Source organism: Paenibacillus amylolyticus (assembly GCF_003719335.1).
Classification (GTDB): domain Bacteria; phylum Bacillota; class Bacilli; order Paenibacillales; family Paenibacillaceae; genus Paenibacillus; species Paenibacillus amylolyticus_D.
Genome location: NZ_RIAS01000006.1, coordinates 243,490 through 262,588 on the forward strand (window position 1 = coordinate 243,490; position 19,099 = coordinate 262,588).

At 45.1% G+C, this 19,099-nt stretch carries 17 protein-coding genes and 1 riboswitch; of the genes, 5 read left to right on the forward strand and 12 right to left on the reverse strand.

What is annotated here, in order from left to right; genetic code table 11:
* Position 1: 1 nt before the first annotated feature.
* The 3 genes from EC604_RS13690 to rarD form a co-directional block, all read right to left on the reverse strand.
* On the reverse strand, positions 2–1,273 hold the full coding sequence (locus EC604_RS13690; RefSeq protein WP_123064694.1) for an MFS transporter: 1,272 nt from the start codon (positions 1,271–1,273) through the stop codon (positions 2–4).
* Between the two features lie 18 nt (positions 1,274–1,291).
* Entirely contained in the window at positions 1,292–1,744 is a 453-nt protein-coding gene (locus EC604_RS13695; protein ID WP_123064695.1) for an NUDIX hydrolase, read from the reverse strand.
* Between the two features lie 234 nt (positions 1,745–1,978).
* Positions 1,979–2,857, reverse strand: a complete 879-nt coding sequence (rarD, locus tag EC604_RS13700) for an EamA family transporter RarD (protein WP_123064696.1) — start codon at positions 2,855–2,857, stop codon at positions 1,979–1,981.
* 224 nt (positions 2,858–3,081) lie between these two features.
* On the opposite strand from rarD, the gene EC604_RS13705 reads away from it, so the two are divergent.
* Complete coding sequence (locus EC604_RS13705; protein ID WP_123064697.1) at positions 3,082–3,486, forward strand: VOC family protein; 405 nt, start codon at positions 3,082–3,084, stop codon at positions 3,484–3,486.
* A gap of 120 nt (positions 3,487–3,606) precedes the next feature.
* Here EC604_RS13705 and EC604_RS13710 read toward each other — a convergent pair whose 3' ends face one another.
* The 3 genes from EC604_RS13710 to EC604_RS13720 all read right to left on the reverse strand — a co-directional run bounded on the left by EC604_RS13710 (position 3,607) and on the right by EC604_RS13720 (position 9,456).
* Entirely contained in the window at positions 3,607–4,248 is a 642-nt protein-coding gene (locus tag EC604_RS13710) for an NAD(P)-dependent oxidoreductase (RefSeq protein WP_123064698.1), read from the reverse strand.
* Positions 4,249–4,669: 421 nt separating this feature from the next.
* A complete protein-coding gene (locus EC604_RS13715) occupies positions 4,670–8,572 on the reverse strand; it encodes a carbohydrate binding domain-containing protein (protein ID WP_123064699.1) in 3,903 nt (1,300 codons plus the stop codon).
* A gap of 527 nt (positions 8,573–9,099) precedes the next feature.
* Positions 9,100–9,456 carry a HesB/IscA family protein gene (locus EC604_RS13720; protein ID WP_123064700.1) on the reverse strand — a complete coding sequence of 119 codons (357 nt, stop codon included), beginning with the start codon at positions 9,454–9,456 and terminating at the stop codon, positions 9,100–9,102.
* 446 nt (positions 9,457–9,902) lie between these two features.
* Between EC604_RS13720 and mqnE the strand changes: the two genes are divergently transcribed.
* Positions 9,903–11,009 carry an aminofutalosine synthase MqnE gene (gene mqnE, locus EC604_RS13725; protein ID WP_111269507.1) on the forward strand — a complete coding sequence of 369 codons (1,107 nt, stop codon included), beginning with the start codon at positions 9,903–9,905 and terminating at the stop codon, positions 11,007–11,009.
* A gap of 269 nt (positions 11,010–11,278) precedes the next feature.
* Positions 11,279–12,340, forward strand: a complete 1,062-nt coding sequence (locus EC604_RS13730) for an NAD(P)/FAD-dependent oxidoreductase (protein ID WP_123064701.1) — start codon at positions 11,279–11,281, stop codon at positions 12,338–12,340.
* A gap of 6 nt (positions 12,341–12,346) precedes the next feature.
* Here the strand turns inward: EC604_RS13730 and EC604_RS13735 are convergent, their stop codons facing one another.
* Complete coding sequence (locus EC604_RS13735; RefSeq protein ID WP_123064702.1) at positions 12,347–12,601, reverse strand: YuzB family protein; 255 nt, start codon at positions 12,599–12,601, stop codon at positions 12,347–12,349.
* A gap of 80 nt (positions 12,602–12,681) precedes the next feature.
* Between EC604_RS13735 and EC604_RS13740 the strand changes: the two genes are divergently transcribed.
* A complete protein-coding gene (locus tag EC604_RS13740) occupies positions 12,682–12,927 on the forward strand; it encodes a NifU family protein (RefSeq protein ID WP_053783253.1) in 246 nt (81 codons plus the stop codon).
* A gap of 74 nt (positions 12,928–13,001) precedes the next feature.
* On the opposite strand, the gene EC604_RS13745 is transcribed toward EC604_RS13740, so the two are convergent.
* A complete protein-coding gene (locus EC604_RS13745; RefSeq protein ID WP_123064703.1) occupies positions 13,002–13,766 on the reverse strand; it encodes an SDR family oxidoreductase in 765 nt (254 codons plus the stop codon).
* A gap of 224 nt (positions 13,767–13,990) precedes the next feature.
* On the opposite strand from EC604_RS13745, the gene EC604_RS13750 reads away from it, so the two are divergent.
* Positions 13,991–14,998: a DUF2167 domain-containing protein gene (locus EC604_RS13750; RefSeq protein ID WP_123064704.1), complete on the forward strand. Its 1,008-nt coding sequence runs from the start codon at positions 13,991–13,993 to the stop codon at positions 14,996–14,998.
* Positions 14,999–15,124: 126 nt separating this feature from the next.
* Here the strand turns inward: EC604_RS13750 and EC604_RS13755 are convergent, their stop codons facing one another.
* The 4 genes from EC604_RS13755 to EC604_RS13770 all read right to left on the reverse strand — a co-directional run bounded on the left by EC604_RS13755 (position 15,125) and on the right by EC604_RS13770 (position 18,847).
* Positions 15,125–15,961, reverse strand: a complete 837-nt coding sequence (locus EC604_RS13755; RefSeq protein WP_123064705.1) for a MetQ/NlpA family ABC transporter substrate-binding protein — start codon at positions 15,959–15,961, stop codon at positions 15,125–15,127.
* A 40-nt stretch (positions 15,962–16,001) separates the two neighbouring features.
* Positions 16,002–16,661: a methionine ABC transporter permease gene (locus EC604_RS13760; protein ID WP_123064706.1), complete on the reverse strand. Its 660-nt coding sequence runs from the start codon at positions 16,659–16,661 to the stop codon at positions 16,002–16,004.
* Entirely contained in the window at positions 16,661–17,695 is a 1,035-nt protein-coding gene (locus EC604_RS13765) for a methionine ABC transporter ATP-binding protein (protein WP_123064769.1), read from the reverse strand. The genes EC604_RS13760 and EC604_RS13765 overlap by 1 nt, the downstream gene beginning before the upstream one ends.
* Before the next feature lie 121 nt (positions 17,696–17,816).
* Positions 17,817–17,955, reverse strand: a riboswitch (SAM riboswitch).
* 172 nt (positions 17,956–18,127) lie between these two features.
* Positions 18,128–18,847 carry a Cthe_2314 family HEPN domain-containing protein gene (locus EC604_RS13770; protein ID WP_123064707.1) on the reverse strand — a complete coding sequence of 240 codons (720 nt, stop codon included), beginning with the start codon at positions 18,845–18,847 and terminating at the stop codon, positions 18,128–18,130.
* Between the last annotated feature and the right edge of the window lie 252 nt (positions 18,848–19,099).

Genomic DNA, 19,099 nt, shown 5'->3' on the forward strand with positions numbered 1-19,099 from the left:
CCTAATTCATCATTTGACGATTTTTTTCCTGAAATGCCCTAAAATTCAGCAAACCCGCCACAATGGCTAAGATGGTCAGTGCAGCTGCAAATAAATAGAGATTCACAATGCCAATGTATTCAGCAAGCCAGGCCATACCTAACAGTGAAACGCAAAATACGAGATGCATCATTGAGGCTTGAGCAGATAGAACCTTGGGCAACATGCGATTAGACACACTACTCTGAATCAAAGTACGCCGGTTAATCATAGCAAGCTCAGCAAATGGCCCCATCAACATGACTAAAATCAACGCAACAAAAGGCTGTGAGTTTAACGCATAAACCGCAGTTAGTATTCCATACCCTGCCATCCCTATCATCATGACTGAAAAATAACGCTGTCCAATGATTCTGGCTAGGGCAAGCACCAGCAAACCACCACCAATGGTCCCAGCAAAATAAGCTGCATTGATAAAACCCCACCATTCTTCTCCTTGACCAAGTGCCACTTGTACAAAAGTCAACGTGAAGGCGCCTACCCAGATAGAGCCACCAAGCATGTCAATCATATCCATGAACGTAAGCACTCGCAGACGAGGTGTCTTCCATATCATTTTCCAGCCTTCCGTTAACGTATGCCATCTACCTCTGCCCAGATCAGGAGAAATATCTGCTGATGCATCCGCACGCTTCTCCGGTATCTCTCCATGAGTTGTCTCCTTGACGCCAAGTGTAAACGCGGCTGCCAAGCCATAAATAACCGCTGTGAGTAACAAGGTTGAACTTGATCCAATTAATGCAACAATTACGCCGCTTAGGCCCCAACCTGCAAATTGAACAACTTGATCGCTGACGCTCATAAGTCCATTGGCTTTGAGTAAACCTTGCTCATGAGTTACCAATCGCGGAATTAGCGCATTACGAGCTGGCGTTGTCCATCCATCAAGAAAAGACATCACAAATATAAGCGAAAACACAAGTACTAATGAGGATTCTACGCTATTAAGCTGTATGTACACTGCCAGACAGATGAACAACAAAAACTGTCCGGTTTGTGAAAAAAAGAGTAGACTGGACAACTTAAAACGTTGAATGAATAGCGGTGCGACTAAACTACTCAACAACTGAGCCCCACTGCGGATCAATGGCAAAAGTGCCGCAGACACGAGCGAATTTGTACGATCCAGTACCATAACCGTAAGGGCCATAATATACAATACGTCCGCAGCATTGGCTGCTGTTTGGGTTGTCCACAGATAATAAAAAGCACGAGTTAAATACGAGGACTTCATGAACATCTTTCTCCATTTCTATAGCATGCTGTGAAAAAGCATTAAGGGATACTCAGTTTTAGACATTATATGATCCGTAATCTGCAACATCACTTCGCGGTCGCGCAATTGTAGCACATCCGATTTGGACAGGTCTTCCGGTGTAATCCACCTCGCGTCTGCAATTTCTATAGCATCCGGTTGCAGAGAACCACCTATAATCTCACCGATAAAATGGAATAAAACGACCTGTTGCTGAAGACTGCTTATAAAATTGTAAATCCCTGTTGTAGCAGTGAGTCTAACATCATAACCCGTTTCTTCTCTCACTTCTCGATGTGCCGCATCCATTATATCTTCTCCGTACTCTACTCGGCCTGAGGGGTAATTCCAGGTATTTCGGACAGATGCTTTGTTCTCCTTAACAATTAGCACTTTCCCCTTATTTACAATAGAAACACTCACAACGAATACAATGCCCTGCTGCCCCATCAATCCTAACCTCCACCGCCGCACAAAATCATTCCCTATAATTAGAACATACGTTCCTTAATTTGTAAATAAAAGAATCATTCCAGTTGTCTTACAACTGTATATTTGGTTTAAAAAAAACCTTCCTCATCCTTAAGGATGGAAAGGCTCATTATCAGGAAGACTAGATCGATTGTAATCTTTCAACCATTTTATGATATTACATATTTTCTGATATTACGTCGCTTTCTGTTCCTAGACTGACTTCGCCAGTTTTGCAGCACGCATGGAAGCAATAGCATAGACGACAAGCGCTATCCAAATGAAGGCGAAACCAACCAGCAGCACAGGGGAAACGGTTTCCTTAAACACAAATATGCTCAGAACCAACATAATCGTTGGACCGATGTATTGCACAAATCCGAGCGTGGACAGCGACATGCGGGCAGCTGCACGTGCAAAGAACAGTAGCGGCAACGCGGTTACAACGCCGGAAAGCAACAATTCAAAAAACATTGGCGCTGGCAATGTCCAAGCCGTTGTTTTACCCACAATACCAAGATAAATCCAATAACCTAATGCAACAGGCAGGACAACCGCGGTCTCTGACAACAAACCTACTGACGCATCTTGCTTGATCTTTTTCTTCGCCAGACCATATAAACCAAAGGATGCAGCCAGTGAAATGGAGATCCACGGGAAACGTCCGTAGTCGATCGTAATAATCAGCACGGCAAGCGCTGCAATAGCAATGGCCAGCCATTGCCCCCGGTTCGGTTTCTCATGAAGGAAAACGACGGCAAGCAGCACATTTAGCAAAGGGTTCAAATAATAACCAAGGCTGGTCTCCACCACATGACCGTTGTTCACAGCCCAGATGAAAATCAGCCAGTTGATCGCAATCAACAATCCACTAGCCGTGAGCGACAGTAAAGTTGAGCGGCTGGTCCAGATTCGTTTTACATCACTCCAGCGGCGCTGGATAGCGACTAAAATCCCCATAAATACAAATGACCATACCACCCGATGCGACAAAATTTCGCCAGCCGGAACGTTGTTAAACAGCTTCCAATAAAGTGGGAGAATTCCCCACATGACATACGCAATAATGGCATTAATTAATCCGCTATTCATGAAACATACCTCTCTTTATGATCTCTGTCTGTGTCTCTATTTAATCTCTGATGTCTCAACGGATTATACGCCTCGTTCCTAACATAAGTAAAGAAATACTTATAAAAATACAATTTTGTAACAATATACATGGCAGTCTAAACACACTACTTCATCGAAGTACGATGCTTCTCTTCATAATAGCGTATAATAAGATAAAATCTTTCTCTATGGGGGCTATGACGATGTCACAAGATATCTGGTTTAACTTGCCGGTCAAAGATGTTGAGAGAGCAACTGCTTTTTTTGATACCTTAGGATTCCAAGCTATGAACGTTGGCAGCGAAAGAGCCATGATCTCCATTGGCCAAACGAAGATTATGCTTTTTCCGCACGCAACTTTTGAGAAATTCACTGGCACCTCTGTTGCGGATACTTCACATAGTGCAGAGATTATCATTTCCATTAGTGCCGAGAGCAGAGAAGCAGTCGACTCCTTTATTCAAAATGTAGAGCGTGCCGGAGGAAGCATCTTTGGCAAGCCAGGAGAAACAGACGGTTGGATGTACGGTGCAGGGTTTGCGGATCTAGATGGTCATCGCTGGAATCTGCTGTACATGGATGAGAGCAAGATGCCAAAGCGTCAATAATGAGCCCGACAATAGATAGCGTATAATAGATCATAAATGTATATCAACAAAAACGGACACTCGCTTATCCAAGCTTAGTGTCCGTTTGTTTTTAGTTTATCCTACAAGCATATGCAATTATTACTTTGCTTCGCCAACTACAGTAAAGCGTTCATTTTTATGCTGCGGGTTCTCAATCTCATCCACAAGCGCAATCGCGTAATCGGCATAGCTGATGTAGCTGTTTCCTTCACTGTTTACCAAAATCACATCGTTGCCAGACTGGTATTTTCCAGTACGTACGCCTTCCGGATTGAAGAATCCAGCCGGGCTAAGGAATGTCCATTGAATACCCGAAGAGGCTTGCAGGTCTTCAAGGTTCTTACCTTGGTTAGTAGCTGTTGCTTTGTATGCATCAGGGAATCCTGGGGAATCGACAACACGCAATGTTTTGGACTCGTCCGTGAACAAGCTTCCTGCACCACCGACAACAATCAGACGAGTGTTTGGAGCATCTTTCAAAATGTGTATAAGAGCTTGTCCTACTTCTACATGCAGGTTTTCTTTGCCCGCTGGCGCTCCAAACGCATTCACAACCACATCAAAGGCTTGTACATCTGAAGGAGTCAGATCAAATACATCTTTCTCCAATACATTCAGACTTTTGTCTTCTAATTTAGATGCATTACGCACAATCGCTGTTACTTCGTGCCCGCGGTCTGCCGCTTCTTTCAAAATAATACTTCCCGCTTTACCTGTTGCACCAATAATTGCAATTTTCATCGTCAATCTCTCCTTCGATCTCGGTTTGTTTACTATTATGTTAAGGTTGTTTTCCCAACTCATAATGTAACTATAAATGTTACAACTTATCTTGTCAATACGTTTTCTTTTTCTTTTAACCATACAACCACGAAATATGTGGAGCTGGAATGAAGCTCATCAGATAACAAAGGCTAAAATTGATCATGGTACTAAAAATAAACAGATGAATATCCTCCCGCCAATATCCTTAATGCCATAGTAAGAAGCCTTGTTCATCAATAAACAAAGCTTCTTTATTTCCAGACTTCCACACCATTCCGTCCGTTTTAAGAACATCTTTTATTGGGGCAAATACACATCACGTATTTATTGAAATACCTTGACCTCATTTTCAATTTTTCTTCTTCCCTTACTCTCTTTATTGTTCATACCCATGAACTTAAGCGCTCTTACGTCCCATTTTCCAAGAAGAGACCTGAATATACTCTACTGGAAAAGATGTCCCTGGGCTGTCACCAGTACTTGAAAACGTTGCTCCCGCAGGGGCTCCTGGTGTGATGACACCAGCATGATAAGTGCTCACCCCCAGAGGGAATATATAGTTGCGGCCCCCGTTGTTATCCCAAGTACCGCTTCCGTTGTTGAAAACGGCCTCCAGTCCGGTGGCTGCACCTACATCAATTGTAATTTTGTTATACCCTGGTAAGTCTGATGCTGGGATTGGAACACCTGGTGGTGTCGTCCAAGTCCCTCCTGCCGGACGGTAATGAATGTTAGGCTGCGCGTATCCTTGCTTATAGTAGAGCGTGACACTGTTGCTCTTTGGTGCAGCATCGGTCGTCACACGGATTTCCGCACTCTCTCCCGATTTGTTCTCCGCCGCATCATAAGCAACAACATGGTAAGCATGAGCTGTTGCAGCGTTCAATCCCGTATCCGTATACGCAGGTGTTGTGCTTATGCCAATGTTGACGCCATCCCTAAATACTTCGTATCCGGTTACACCTGTATTATCCGTTGACGGACTCCAAGCAAGGGATACACGATCGGAAGCTTTTGAGGTGACTGTCAGATTTGTGGGTACGCTAGGCGGAGCCGTATCTACTTGTGGCGCACCTTGAGTGATGACCCCTGCATTATAGGTGCTCCCCCCTAATGGGAACTGATAGTTCTTTCCACCGTTGTTGTCCCACGTACCGCTGCCATTGTTGAAAACCGCTTCAAGTCCGGCAGCTGTGCCTACATTCACTGTCATTTTCATGTATCCTGGCATTTCAGCTGCCGACATTTTTACACCCGGAGCCGTCGTCCAGGTTCCACCCGTCGGACGATAATGAATGTATGGATTGGTGTAACCCTGTTTGTAATAAATGGTGACCACATTGCCTTCTTTGGTCTTTACCGTGACTGACTCACTGGCTGCCGAGACATTTCCTACCGCATCGACCGCTTTGATGGTGTAAACATAATTGGTTGCAGGAGCGAGAGAAGAATCGGTATACGTCAGCTGGGTTGCTTCTCCAACCTTACTTCCATCACGATAGATATCGTATCTCGCAACTCCGTAATTATCCTGACTTGCTGCCCACTCCACAGTTACAGTGGATGAAGTAGACTCTTTAATCACAACGTTCGTCGGTGCTGTTGGTGGCTCAGTATCTGCAACGAGTGTCTGCACTTGTAAAGTTTGACTGGCAGCAGATATGTTATTGGCCTTATCTCTGGCTTTAATGCTGTACGTGTAGGTTTTGGCAGGTTCAAGTCCTGTATCTGTATACTCTGTCGTCTGGGAGCTGCCCACTTTGGTGCCATTCCGATAGATATCATATCCATCGACACCAACATTGTCCGTAGCTGCTGTCCATTGAAGAGTGACACTACGATCCGTTACACGCGTGGATTTCACCTCGGTTGGAGCGGAAGGCGGCGTCTGATCCACCATCAGGAACGGGTGTGTGCCCTGAATCGTTCCGTTTGAGTCTTCCACGATTTTACCGGAAGCATCCTTTTTGTATTTTCCCGTACCTACATATACCGTCTGAATCTCACTGCGAGTTATATTGCCGTTACCGTCTTCAGCCTCGATATAATAGTCAACCAGTTGATCCCTGAAATCGTTGAAATAGGTATAATACATATCCCCGATTTCTTGAGCCGGTACACGTTTAAACATATCCGTACTGTTTGGTTGCCAAGCCACCCCATTGATGTCAGGCTTCAAATCACGCTTGGTCATCGGATATTCCTGCCAAGGGCTCACTTTTGCAGGATCAATGTTGGATACACCCTTGGCTTTGAGCGCCGCTGGATCATATACACGGAAAGTATTATCCTTCTCATCCGCCTGTTTATCCCGATGAGTCCGTACTTTCACTTTGATATCACGAATCCCGCTCACATCATAAGCGTAGGTGTAGATGCCAAACGTATTGTCAAAATAATGAAGCGTCCATCCCTCTGCCTTACTGATATTGGAACTCCCTGGGTTATATGGATAACGCTGAGGCCACCAGACTGATGGGCCTGTGCGATCCTTAGCCAGCTGGCCGTTAACATATGGCTTGGAGAAAAACAGAGACTGATTAAATGACAGTGTCGGCTTCACACCGTCATCCACATTTTCATCATAGTACCCAAAACCGGAATCCAGCGCAGGCAAAAGGAAATACCAACTCAGCTCTGCCGGGTTCGCCCCGCCCTTATAATTGTTTGCCGGATCTCCCTTGACTGGGTAAGCCATCATCCATGGATTCAGCTGATTGCCTTCATAGGTGATCTCCCGATCCAGTGCTGTAGAAGGTTTCCAATGATTCGGGTTGGCATCCAGCCACATTTGTTCGGCTGTCTTTGCATAATTGAGCGCTGCCTGTTCCAAGGCAAAGTTACGCTCCAGATAGTGATAACCGTATTCAAAGGATACCGTCATGCCTTCCTGAACCCCTTCCAGATTCTTTTTGGGCTCTAGATTAAGGCCGGTAGCCTTGTTGAACGCATCGAACTGTCCTTTCCAGATGCCAAAAGGAAGACGCCAGTGATACCATGTCGGATCGGAAGAGGAGTCACGCGTATCGATCCACGAGCCATCCTGCACATGTACCACATCGTCGGCTTTTGGCGTATTCGTACGCAAGTACTCATTGATGCTCTCTCCTTTTACCCCGGGTTGTGCATAAGTCACATTGCCTGCATTGCGCCAAGTATCCTCGGAACCTGCACGGCCAGAAGAGTTATCCCCATCATGCGCAATAACAAAAAACTGCTTCTGATCCACTAGCCCCTCAAACGGTTTGAGTGCCTCTGCCTTCACCGAACCTTGGTAGCCTTCTTCCCATGATTCTGCCTGAGCTACAGGGATACCAACAATTTTCTTCTCAGCCCCGGTCTCGGGATTCACATGCCGCACCCAGTGCGGTGTAGAAGCGAATGGGTATTTGTTGTACACGACCTGTTTTTCATTGAACATCGGTGCAGACACCCATGAACCAACACTACTTGTGTTTTGCAGATCGGCTCGATTTGGTGGAGATACCATCGTATCCTTGCCTGGATCGTTCAACAACGGATAGTCCTTGAGGGTACGCGAAAAGTGATTGTTGCCAATCACAGACCACTCAATGCCGAGTTGATCCAGCACGGGAATAATGCGTTCCGAGAAGCCAAGCTCGGTCGGGAAGAAGCCTTTGGAAGATTTGAAGCTGTCCCCCAGGAAAAAGGGTTGAGCCATGACTGCATTTTGGTATATCAAGTCCTTGAGCAAATATTCGTTGCCCGCAAGTGGCCCCATAGAGTGGTGCCCGGAAAAATGAACAAGGTCCATCGTCCGTTCTCCATGGGTCGTTTTCAGATTGTTGTACGCATTCTTCCAGGGAACACCCCAAGCTTTGTTATTGTAACCGTTTACATTATTGGTATACATAAAGCTGTCCACATTGTTTAGGAGGGAGCCTGACATTGTTACCTGCATGCCGGCGGCTGGATGGTTATTTTTGAGATCGCCTGCCACTTGCCATGGCCAACTGAGATAGGCTCCGGTTTTTGCATGATGCGTGTAATAAGCGACCAGATCATCATGTGGCATTGGTGCACCACCAGGCAGAAAATACGGATAACCTGCTGGGGGATTCTTTTTCAGTTCAATGACTTGCCCGTCATAGGTGTATCGGATGGGTGATCCTACAGGTGTGGAAGCATACTTGGACGTATCGTAGTAAGCCCAGAAATTCGGCATATGGTTATGGTACACATGGGAAGCGGAGATTTCAGCATAAGCTGCTGTGGTGTGTGTGGAAACAACGATGGATAATGCCAACAGGAATGCGCCTAGCCTGCGCACAAGCTTCATGTTTTTCCTCCCTTATCTGTTGCCCCTGTGGGGACCATGAATTTGAATTCATTTGAAAGTCATTAGAACCTTGCTAACGAATCTTTTGTTTGAACTAGAAAATGAATCTGCTATGGCGCCTCCTCTCTCCTGTAATCCTGTGATTCTTCGATTCTCTGATGGAAAATCTCCGTGCCATCTAAGCAAGATGACACCTTCTGAACAAACGTTTGCATATTCAGGAAATGAATAACCTCATATACACCAACGATTATTGGGTATAACAACGGGATATACGTTGATGATCAGCTTAATTTTTGCAAACGTTTGCACAAAATAATATACCTACACATGGAACAAACTGTCAATATCGAAAATACGTAATCAACGCCCCCACTTCAGACTGCCTTAGAGTACTTATCAAACTACACGAAGCACAAAAAAGCACACTTCCAGCGAAACCTCTTCGCCGAAAATGTGCTTTGTCGTTGTATCTTTTTTGAAAGCTTTAATGATTGGACACGCTCAACCCCATACTGTATTGCAGATTAGCAATCTTTATCGGGTACGCCTGCTTCTTCGCGTGTACGGAAGGATGAACCGCAGCCGCAAGTGGCTACCGCGTTCGGGTTGTGAATGGTGAAGCCGCCGGACATGCCGGATTCTTCAAAATCAATTTCGAGCCCATTCAAATATTTCACATTTTCTTTCTCCACAACGACTTTCATGTCATGAATGTCCATATATATATCCTCATCGGACTCTTTATCGTCAAAGCCCATGGCGTACGAAAATCCGGTACAACCGCCCGGTGCTACGCCAAGACGCAGGAACATTCCAGGGGTCTCTTGCTGTGCAAGCATCTCTTTCAATCGGTCTGCAGCCGTTTCGCTGATATTAATCATGCCAGGTCACTCTCCTTTTCATCACTCTTCTTTAAATTATACTCCACCCCGTCAAGTGGCTCAAGTCATGTTTGCCCGCTTCCGCGATCCCCCTAAACTCCTTTTTCTTCCCAGTGTATTGAACCCCTGCGGCACGAGGTTTATAATGGATAGGTGGTCACTCTGAAAATGTCAATATTTTGTCATGAGATATTCGGATGACGGTCATATATGGAGTTGTAATTTTTTTCACATTTCGAGACTGGTTCTCAGTCCCCAATGCATATAGAGTCACTTTGACTCCTTTTGAAAAAATAAACTTTTCGATTGCAGCACACGCTGCACCGGGTAATAAGAGTTAGTCTTTCACAGGAAGGCGGCAGTTGACCGCATCTTTGCTATGTAGTTCTGTTTATTGGTTCAACACACCACAACTCGAATTCCGGTAAAGAACAGGAGGAAACAGCATGTCTACATTGGTAACACCGTTCACCGACAAAAGAATGGCTGAAATCGTTGAGAAAGTGCAGAACGGCGTAAGGCTGAGCGTAGAAGACGGCGTATATCTGTATCAAACAGATGATCTGCTGACTTTGGGCCAGCTGGCCAATGAGGCCAATCTGCGGAAGAACGGCAAGAAAGTCTATTTTATTGAGAACATGAGCCTTTATTTCACCAACGTATGCGAAGCTCGCTGCGCATTTTGTAATTTCCGTAAAGACCAGGGTGAGGAAGGCTCTTATACGTTATCCGGTCCGGAAATGATCGACTATGTGGAACAGCATATTCATCCAGGCGTGCGTGAGTTCCATATCGTAGGTGGACATAACAACCATGTTCCTTTTCAATATTATGTCGATTCCCTGCGTGCTTTAAACGAAAAATATCCGGATGTTACGCTGAAAGCTTACACTGCGGCAGAGATTGATTTCTTTACTCGCATCAGCGGCCTGAGCATCAAGGAAGTATTGCAAGAGCTGCAAAAAGCTGGCCTGAAGTCCTTGACGGGCGGCGGTGCAGAAATTTTGTCCGATGAATATCGCAAAAAAATGCGTGTAGATAAAGCGAATGTCGATCGCTATCTCGAAGTACACCGCACGGCTCATAACCTGGGCATGCGTACACACACGACAATGCTCTATGGTTCTATTGAGTCCTATGAGGATCGCGTGAACCACATGGCACAGATTCGTGAACTTCAAGACGAAACCAACGGATTTATGGTGTTCATTCCACTGTCCATGCAGCCAAAAAGCAAATCCGCAAGCATTATGCGCCGCAACTCGGCGTATGAAGACCTCAAAACGATTGCGATCAGTCGTTTGATGCTGGATAACATTCAGCACGTGAAAGCTTATTTCATTAACATCGGCCCACAACTGACTCAGGTTGCGCTGAGCTTCGGTGCATCGGACGTGCATGGCACAATTGTCCGTGAAAAAATCAGTCACGCTGCAGGCGCACTGACACCTGAAGGTTTGACTCGTAAAGAGCTGATCTGGCTTGTCAAAGGTGCAGGCCGCATTCCTGTAGAGCGCGATACATTCTACAACGAAATTCAAGTTTACGAATAGATCTGATCGATTTCCTTCGATCTAGGCCAAACGTTACAGCAACAGAAGCATCACTCATCAAAGAACGATACTTTCTCTTCAATCAGGGGGACGTTTTATCTGAGTGGTGCTTCACTGTGACCTCATATTTTAAATTTTTATTTTCCCATTCTTGATTATTCAAATTATCTTCAAACTAAAACAACACACGGAGCAGCTATGTGAAGGCATAGCTGCTCCGCAGGTTACAGCCCCATAACATGGGACTGATGCAGAAAGGAAGCCGAGTCATGAAAAATTTCGTCATTCTTGGAGGCGGCTATGGCGGCCTCACGATCATCAAGGAACTTTTGGAAGGCAAAATTCCGGCAGACACCCAGATTGTACTGGTGGACCGGAGTCCTTTTCAAGGATTAAAGACTGAATATTACGCACTCGCAGCAGGAACGGTATCGGATTACGACCTGCGTATCCATTTTCCAGTAAATGAGAAAGTGACACACCGTTTCGGTGAAGTGACTGCCATTAATCTGGAGCAGCGTCAGATTGAATTCGAAGGTCAGGAACCGCTTGAATATGACAAGCTGGTCATTGGACTAGGTTGTACGGATCGTTTTCACAATACACCTGGTGCCGAAGAATACAGCTGTACCATTCAAAGCTTCAGCAAAACACGCGAGACGTATCTGCGTCTGAATGAAGTTAAAGCTTATGGTCATGTTCACATTGTGGGCGGTGGCCTCAGTGGTGTTGAAATGGCTGCCGAATTACGCGAAAGCAGACCCGACCTGAATATCAGCATTCTGGATCGTGGTGAACGTGTATTATCCGCATTCCCTCAACGTCTCTCCTCTTATGTTCACGAATGGTTTGGAGAACATCAGGTTGAAGCACGAGGACATATCGCCATTTCTCGGGTGGAACCAAACGCAATTTACAACCGCGATGAACAGATCCAGACCGATGCTGTCGTATGGACGGCAGGCATTCAACCGGTAAAAGTGGTTCAAGACCTCAATGTAACGAAAGACCCGCAAGGTCGTGTCGTATTAAACGAGTACTATCAAATTCCGGAGTATACCGACGTTTACGTGGTAGGTGACTGTGCCAGTATACCTTATGCACCCAGTGGTCAGGCTGCGGAGGTTCAGGGTGAACAGATCGCTCATATTCAGCATGCCCTCTGGAAAGGCGAAAAGCCCAATCCACAACCCCTGAAGCTTCGCGGCACACTGGGCGCACTCGGCAAAAAGGCTGGATTTGGGCTCATGGGCAAAACGTCCATGATGGGACGTGTGCCTCGTATTTTAAAAAGCGGCGTGCTCTGGATGTCCAAACGCCATCTCGGTTAATTGAGGTTAGTCGAGATCCAGCGCGTCCCAAGCATCCGCTTCAGCTATTTTGGCTAGAATGGCGTTATATAGATCTTCTACTTTTTCCGTGGTGACAACTTCACCATTGACCAAGGCAAAAGGAGTCATATAACATTGACCGCAATTGGTCAGACAGCCGTATTCGATCACGTCATAATCCGGATTTTCATCCAGTTGATCCATGACTTCATCCGTGCCAAAATGCATATTGTTAGCACAAAATTCAATAATTGGTCTCATTTCAGTTCACCTGCTTTGTTTGACCATTTTAATTTATGGTCATTTGTAATATAATATAGGGAGGAAAGGAGTTGAACAATATGAGCGAAAACGCACAAAGCACCATGTATGATGAGGTATCTGATGTGCTTGATAAACTTCGTCCGTTCCTGCAACGCGATGGCGGTGACGTGGAACTGGTCGACGTGGAGGACGGCATCATTAAGCTGAAACTGGTCGGTGCCTGCGGCAGTTGCCCAAGCTCCACCATTACCTTAAAAGCCGGGATTGAACGCGCCCTTCTTGAAGAAGTTGAGGGTGTACAAGAAGTCGTACAAGTATTCTAATCAATCCTTCACGAAATAAACCTCAGAGAGCCTTTCGCTTCGCAAGAAGCGAGAGGCTCTTTTTTGTAATTCAATCAAATTGTAGGCCGGATCGGATCAAGCCCTCCAGATACATCCATAATGTTGCCTGTTATAAAATCCGAATGATCCAGACACAGGTACGTGATCACTCGCGCAATATCTTCTCCACTGCCAGGCCGCCCTCTCGGCGTCTCCTTATCAATTATCCCTGCAATGTCATCAATCGTTTTCTCTTTGTTCGCACCACGAATATCTCCGGGACATACCATGTTCACCGTAATCCCATAAGGCGCTTCTTCCACGGCAAGAGTTTTCGTAAATGAAACCAGACCTACCTTGGCAGCAGCATAGACTGCACGATGAGGCCAGGATCTTGCTTCACCCGCGTGACTGAAGCCAAAATGAATAATACGTCCCCACTGCTTGCGACGCATTTCTGGCAAAACAAGCTGATCCAGAATCATCGGCCCGAGCAGGTTGCCCTGCACTAACATCTGCACTTCTGCTTCTGAATAATCTGCGAACACCCGACGCTCTCTTACAAATGGGCCTGCGTTATTCACCAGAATATCAATATGCCCCAGCTGCGTTTGTACCGTATCAACGAGCGCATGAATCTCTTCTACTTTCGATATATCCGCCTGAACGGCAATGCAGCGTACGCCTTTGGCGGTAATCTGCGCTTGCAACAACTCAGCTTCTGATTTGCTGTGAACATAATTAAGGGCAATGTGACATCCCTGATCTGCCAGACTGAGGGCTGTCATTTTACCAAGACCTTTGGCACTTCCCGTTATGAGGGCAATCTTTCCCTTCACGTTCATCCCCCTCTTCAAAGAGCAGTCACTCATTAAGTATAAAAGATTTAGCCTTCCCTCACAACTTGCATGTGCTCACAATCTGTTCCAGTTATTTAAACAATACAAATAAGTCCTGATTATCCAAATTTATCTTGATTACCTTACATACCTATGATAATGTCTTACAGTCGTTTCTTATCTATAAAAGAACGCCATTATCATTTTCGAAAGGATCGTGTTCAATGAAGAAATGGTTCAAATCTGCTTCATTTAGGTTCACAATGGCATGGGTTCTAATGTATTCTATACTATCCGCAAGCAGCCTACCCGTCTTCGCTGAAAATGAGAACATCACCTCATCTAATGAATACGAATGGGTGGATGGCCCGAATACCGTATCTCTCGATGGTAAAGCCTCACTTGTGCTTCCAGCAAACTACTCATTTCTAGGTAAAACGGATACACAACGCTCCATGCTGGAACTTGGTAATCAGCCGAACGGGAATGAGATCGGAAGCATGTACAGTAACGATCCCAACGGTTCATGGTCTGTCATATTTGAATACGTACAAAGCGGGCACATTCATGACGATGACGAAAATCAATTGGATGCTCACGAGTTATTAAGTAACTATATGCGTTGGGAAGTTGAACATAACCGTAATGCAACAGAAGGAAATGAGCTTCATGTAACGGGGTGGGAGGTTATACCTGATTATAATGCTTCCAGTCATCAACTGATTTATGCACTTGGATTCAAAGACAGTTACGAACAAGCCTTGGTCAATTATAATGTTAATCTTTTAACACGCGAGGGCTATATCACGGCGATTCTTGTAACCGAAAAAGCGAATTTGGAGCAAAGTCGTTCTGCTTTTGAAAAAACAGTCCTTCAGCATCTGAAAGTGAATCCCGGGTACAGGTATGAGGATTATAATGATAAAACCGACCAAACATCACGTCTTGGCCTGAACAGTCTCGTGCTGGGAGGAATTCCTTTTACCGCTGAAGACGAAGGAATTTGGACATTTTTGAAACATAGGTGGTATTGGGGGCTGGTTGGTTTGATATTGTTATTTAGCTGGGTCAGATACCAACAAAAAAGAGATGCATTACATCAAGAGGAAACACAGTATCCGGTGACCCGAGAATATAATTATGAAGAATACGAGCAGCAGCATGCGGCGGAACAGAATGAATTAACGTACTACCGCTCATCTGATACACATTCAAAGTCAGACAATACTTAATAATAAATTCAAGTTAACCAACCAAGTTTACCAGCAATGAGGAAAGGCCGCGCTCTCACCATTCGAGAGCCGCGGCCTTTGTTGTAATACAAATCAGCAATACCTACGCTGATCTCTTAGAGTACCTTAAAATGCAGGTTCAACTGCACCTTGGTAACGTTCTTTGATGAATTTTTTCACCGTTTCGGAATGAAGAGCTTCTGCCAGTTTTTTGATCGCATCTGCATCTTTGTTATCTTCACGGGACACGAGAATGTTCGCATATGGATTGCCTTGCAGATCTTCGATCAACAACGCATCTTTTGCTGGATTGAGGTTTGCTTCCAGGGCATAGTTTGCATTGATAAATACCAGATCGGCTTCGTCTAATTGACGAGGCATCATGGCTGCATCCAGTTCGATGATCTCCAGGTTTTTCGGATTTGCGGTAATATCCTGTTTAGTGGAGGCGATGTTTGTGTTGTCTTTAAGTGTAATCAGACCTTTTTTCGCGAGCAACAAGAGGGCACGTCCACCATTAGATGGGTCGTTCGGGATAGCAACTTTAGCGCCATCTTTCAGCTCATCCAACGATTTAATTTTTTTGGAGTAACCGCCAAAAGGTTCAACGTGAACTGGAGTCACAGCAACGAGGTTAAAACCGCGCTCTTTGTTCTCTGTATCAAGGTAAGGCTGATGCTGGAAGAAGTTTGCATCCAGTTTGCCATCTGCCAGCTGTTGGTTAGGCTGTACGTAGTCGTTAAACGTCACCACTTGCAAACGAATGCCTTGCGCTTCCAATTCGGGTTTGATGCTCTCCAGAATTTCTGCATGTGGTGTAGGTGAAGCGCCGACTTTCAATTCAACAGTACGTGGAGCGCCTGCTGCGTTATCCGCACCACTGTCGGACTTCTTATTGTTGCCACAAGCTGCGAGCACGGCAATCATCATCAAGCTGAGTAGAATAATAGACCACTTTTTCATCTGTAAAACCCCTTCACATTTTTATTTTTCCATCTATCTATTATTTCCGGGTGAAATAAATGACCAGACGATCGCCAATCATCTGCAGAAGCTGAACCAAAATAATCATGGATACAACAGAAATAATCATGATCTCATTCTGATATCGGTAGTATCCATAGTTAATTGCCAGTGTACCCAGACCTCCACCACCAACCATACCCGCCATGGCCGTATAAGAGACCAACGTCACAATGGTAATCGTAATTCCGGCAAGCAAGCCAGGTAAAGCCTCAGGTAACAACACCCTTCTAACAATCTGTCCTGTGGATGCTCCCATTGCCTGTGCCGCTTCAATAACACCGCGATCGACTTCACGCAATGTATTTTCAACAAGACGTGCAAAATACGGAGCTGCCGAGATCACAAGCGGTGGAATGACACCAAGCACACCTGTAGCTGTACCCACCAGCGTGCGTGTAAACGGAATAAGAGCAACAATTAAGATGATGAAAGGTACCGAACGTAAAATATTAACAATAATAGATAATATGATATAAGTTATTTTTGAACCAGATGATGCCGAGCGGCCTGTCATAAACAGAATGACACCAAGCGGCAAACCCAAGAGAACAGTAAACAAACCGGATGCAGCTAAAATTTGTAATGTTTCAATCGAAGCTGTACCAACCTCTTCCCAGCGTACTTTGGAAAAATCCATTATCGGAGCACCTCCACATCAAGTCCTTCTGCGGTTAGTTCAGACAAGGTCTGCTCGATCGCAGCGGAGTCACCTTCAAAACGCACCGTCAGTTGACCATAAGGAACCTGTTTGATTGTAGAGATCGTACCTTGCAGAATGGCGAAATCCACACCTGTTTTGCGAACCGTTCTCGACAGAATCGCTTCATAGGTTTTATTTCCAAGAAATGAAACCTTCACCAACTTGGAAGAAACACCTGCTGCCAACTCCGTTCCGGCGTTCGCCATAACCGTTTCCTCCAGTGCCAGTCCACCTTCGCTGTCCCGTGAGACAAAATCCCGTGTGATCGCATGCTGCGGTTTCATGAATACTTCCGTCACTGGCCCTTGTTCCACAATGCCACCTTGATGAATAACGGCAACCCGATCACAGATGTTCTGAATGACATGCATCTCGTGGGTAATCAGCACAATGGTCAGATTATACTTTTCGTTAATATCCAACAATAGCTTCAGAATCGAATTGGTGGTTTGCGGATCAAGCGCCGAGGTTGCCTCATCACATAGAAGAACACTCGGATCACTTGCCAGAGCTCTCGCTATCCCTACCCGCTGCTTCTGTCCGCCAGACAGCTGTGCCGGATATTTGTTACTATGCTGCTCCAACCCAACCAGATCAAGCATTTCCTTCACTTTGCGATCAATCGCGTCTTTAGGTGTATTCACCAGTTTTAACGGGAAAGCAACATTGTCATACACCGTTGCCGAAGATAGCAGATTGAAATGCTGAAATATCATACCAATCTTGCGTCGTTGCTGCTGTAGTTCGCTTTTGCTAAGTTCGGTGAGGTTAATACCATCAACCCATACCTCACCCTCCGTTGGGCGCTCAAGTAAATTAATACATCGAATCAATGTACTTTTCCCTGCACCCGAGTGACCAATCACGCCGAAAATTTCACCCTTCTGAATAGTCAGATTAAGGTTCGCCAACGCTGTCGTTGTTTTGGCACGTCTGCCATATGTTTTGGTTAATCCAACCAGTTCAATCAATAGTACTGCTCCTTCCCCATCACCTACATATATCTTTACCCGAAGGAAGGGAAAACTCCCCGTTTTACGCAAAAAAAGAGCCCTTTGCAGATACAAAGATGGCTCTTCACGTGAAATGACCTTCTCATCTGCCAAAATCATGTGCAACATGATTCTGTAGGAATTAGCACCTAACATCAACAATGAAAACATTTATGCCATCATCGTTGATCGGTTGCCGGGCTTCATCGGGCCTGTCCCTCCGCCACTCTCGATAAGAGAAATATAAAGTTGTAGGATTATATAGTTTCATGTAGTTCATCATGTATAATGGCCGAACTGCATCAAATGCTGTATTAAAGACACGATCCCATGTAAGTTTCGATCTGGAACTCAGTATAATCAAAGTATTCCGATTTGTCAAATGGTATTATTTAAAAATCATTGATACGGCTAGCGTTTCAAAATCTGTTTACGCCAGATTCGATTGATGTATCGATAGGCCATATGCAGTGTTTCACAGACCATATCCACACCCTGTTGCATCTCCAGAAGATGCTGATCCAGATCCTCCAGCTTCACTTTGCCACGCAGCGTCTGATGTAACTGCCACAAATCATCCTGCATTTCCGAATTCATGTAATGAATCTCCATATTACGCCGCTTCCGCAATTTGCTCATCGGTTCTCGGTACGCTTCCTTGATTTTAATTAATTGTTGTGCCAACTCATGATGATCCCGATAATATTCGAATTGCCTCAGAACGGTATAATAGGAGAAATGCACTTTTGTTTTGGATGTATTTAGTTGGAAAATTTCATTCAAAACCGTACCTAATTTGTCCAGTATCGCGAAACACCGAATAAAGGCATCTTTATAAAAATAAACGTACCGGGCGTACTCGGCTTTCTCATCAGAACTCATATCGCGTGTCGAGCCTGCAACTACTTTTTTACGAAAATGTGCGGCGGCAAAATAACTCTGCTCCAGTTCATCCAACGAAGAGATTAGTCCCTGCGTCCATATATACAACTTCCGATAATCATGGTTTGGATCATGATCCACATACATTTGTTTTTCAAAAGACTCCAGTGTAAACGCCATGGTATCCATGGCTTCCTTCAGCTTCCCTTGATTCACTCGTGGCTTTTCCCCCAGTAACGTACGTAGCATAGAAGGCCTCCTCTTTCCACTGATGATGCAAAATAGATATGTTTTCACAGCTGTTGAACAGCTGAAGATGAATCAAGCCTATGTGTCATTCCGTTAATCAAGACAACTTGATTTAGGTTGCCCTGCTACCCCTAACATCAAACAAAAGTCCACCTCTCCAATGATCTACATCACCGGATGGTGGACTTTCCAACATGGTCCAGTGCAGCTTGCAGGACAATGCACTAAACTTTCTTTGTAAATACCAAATTC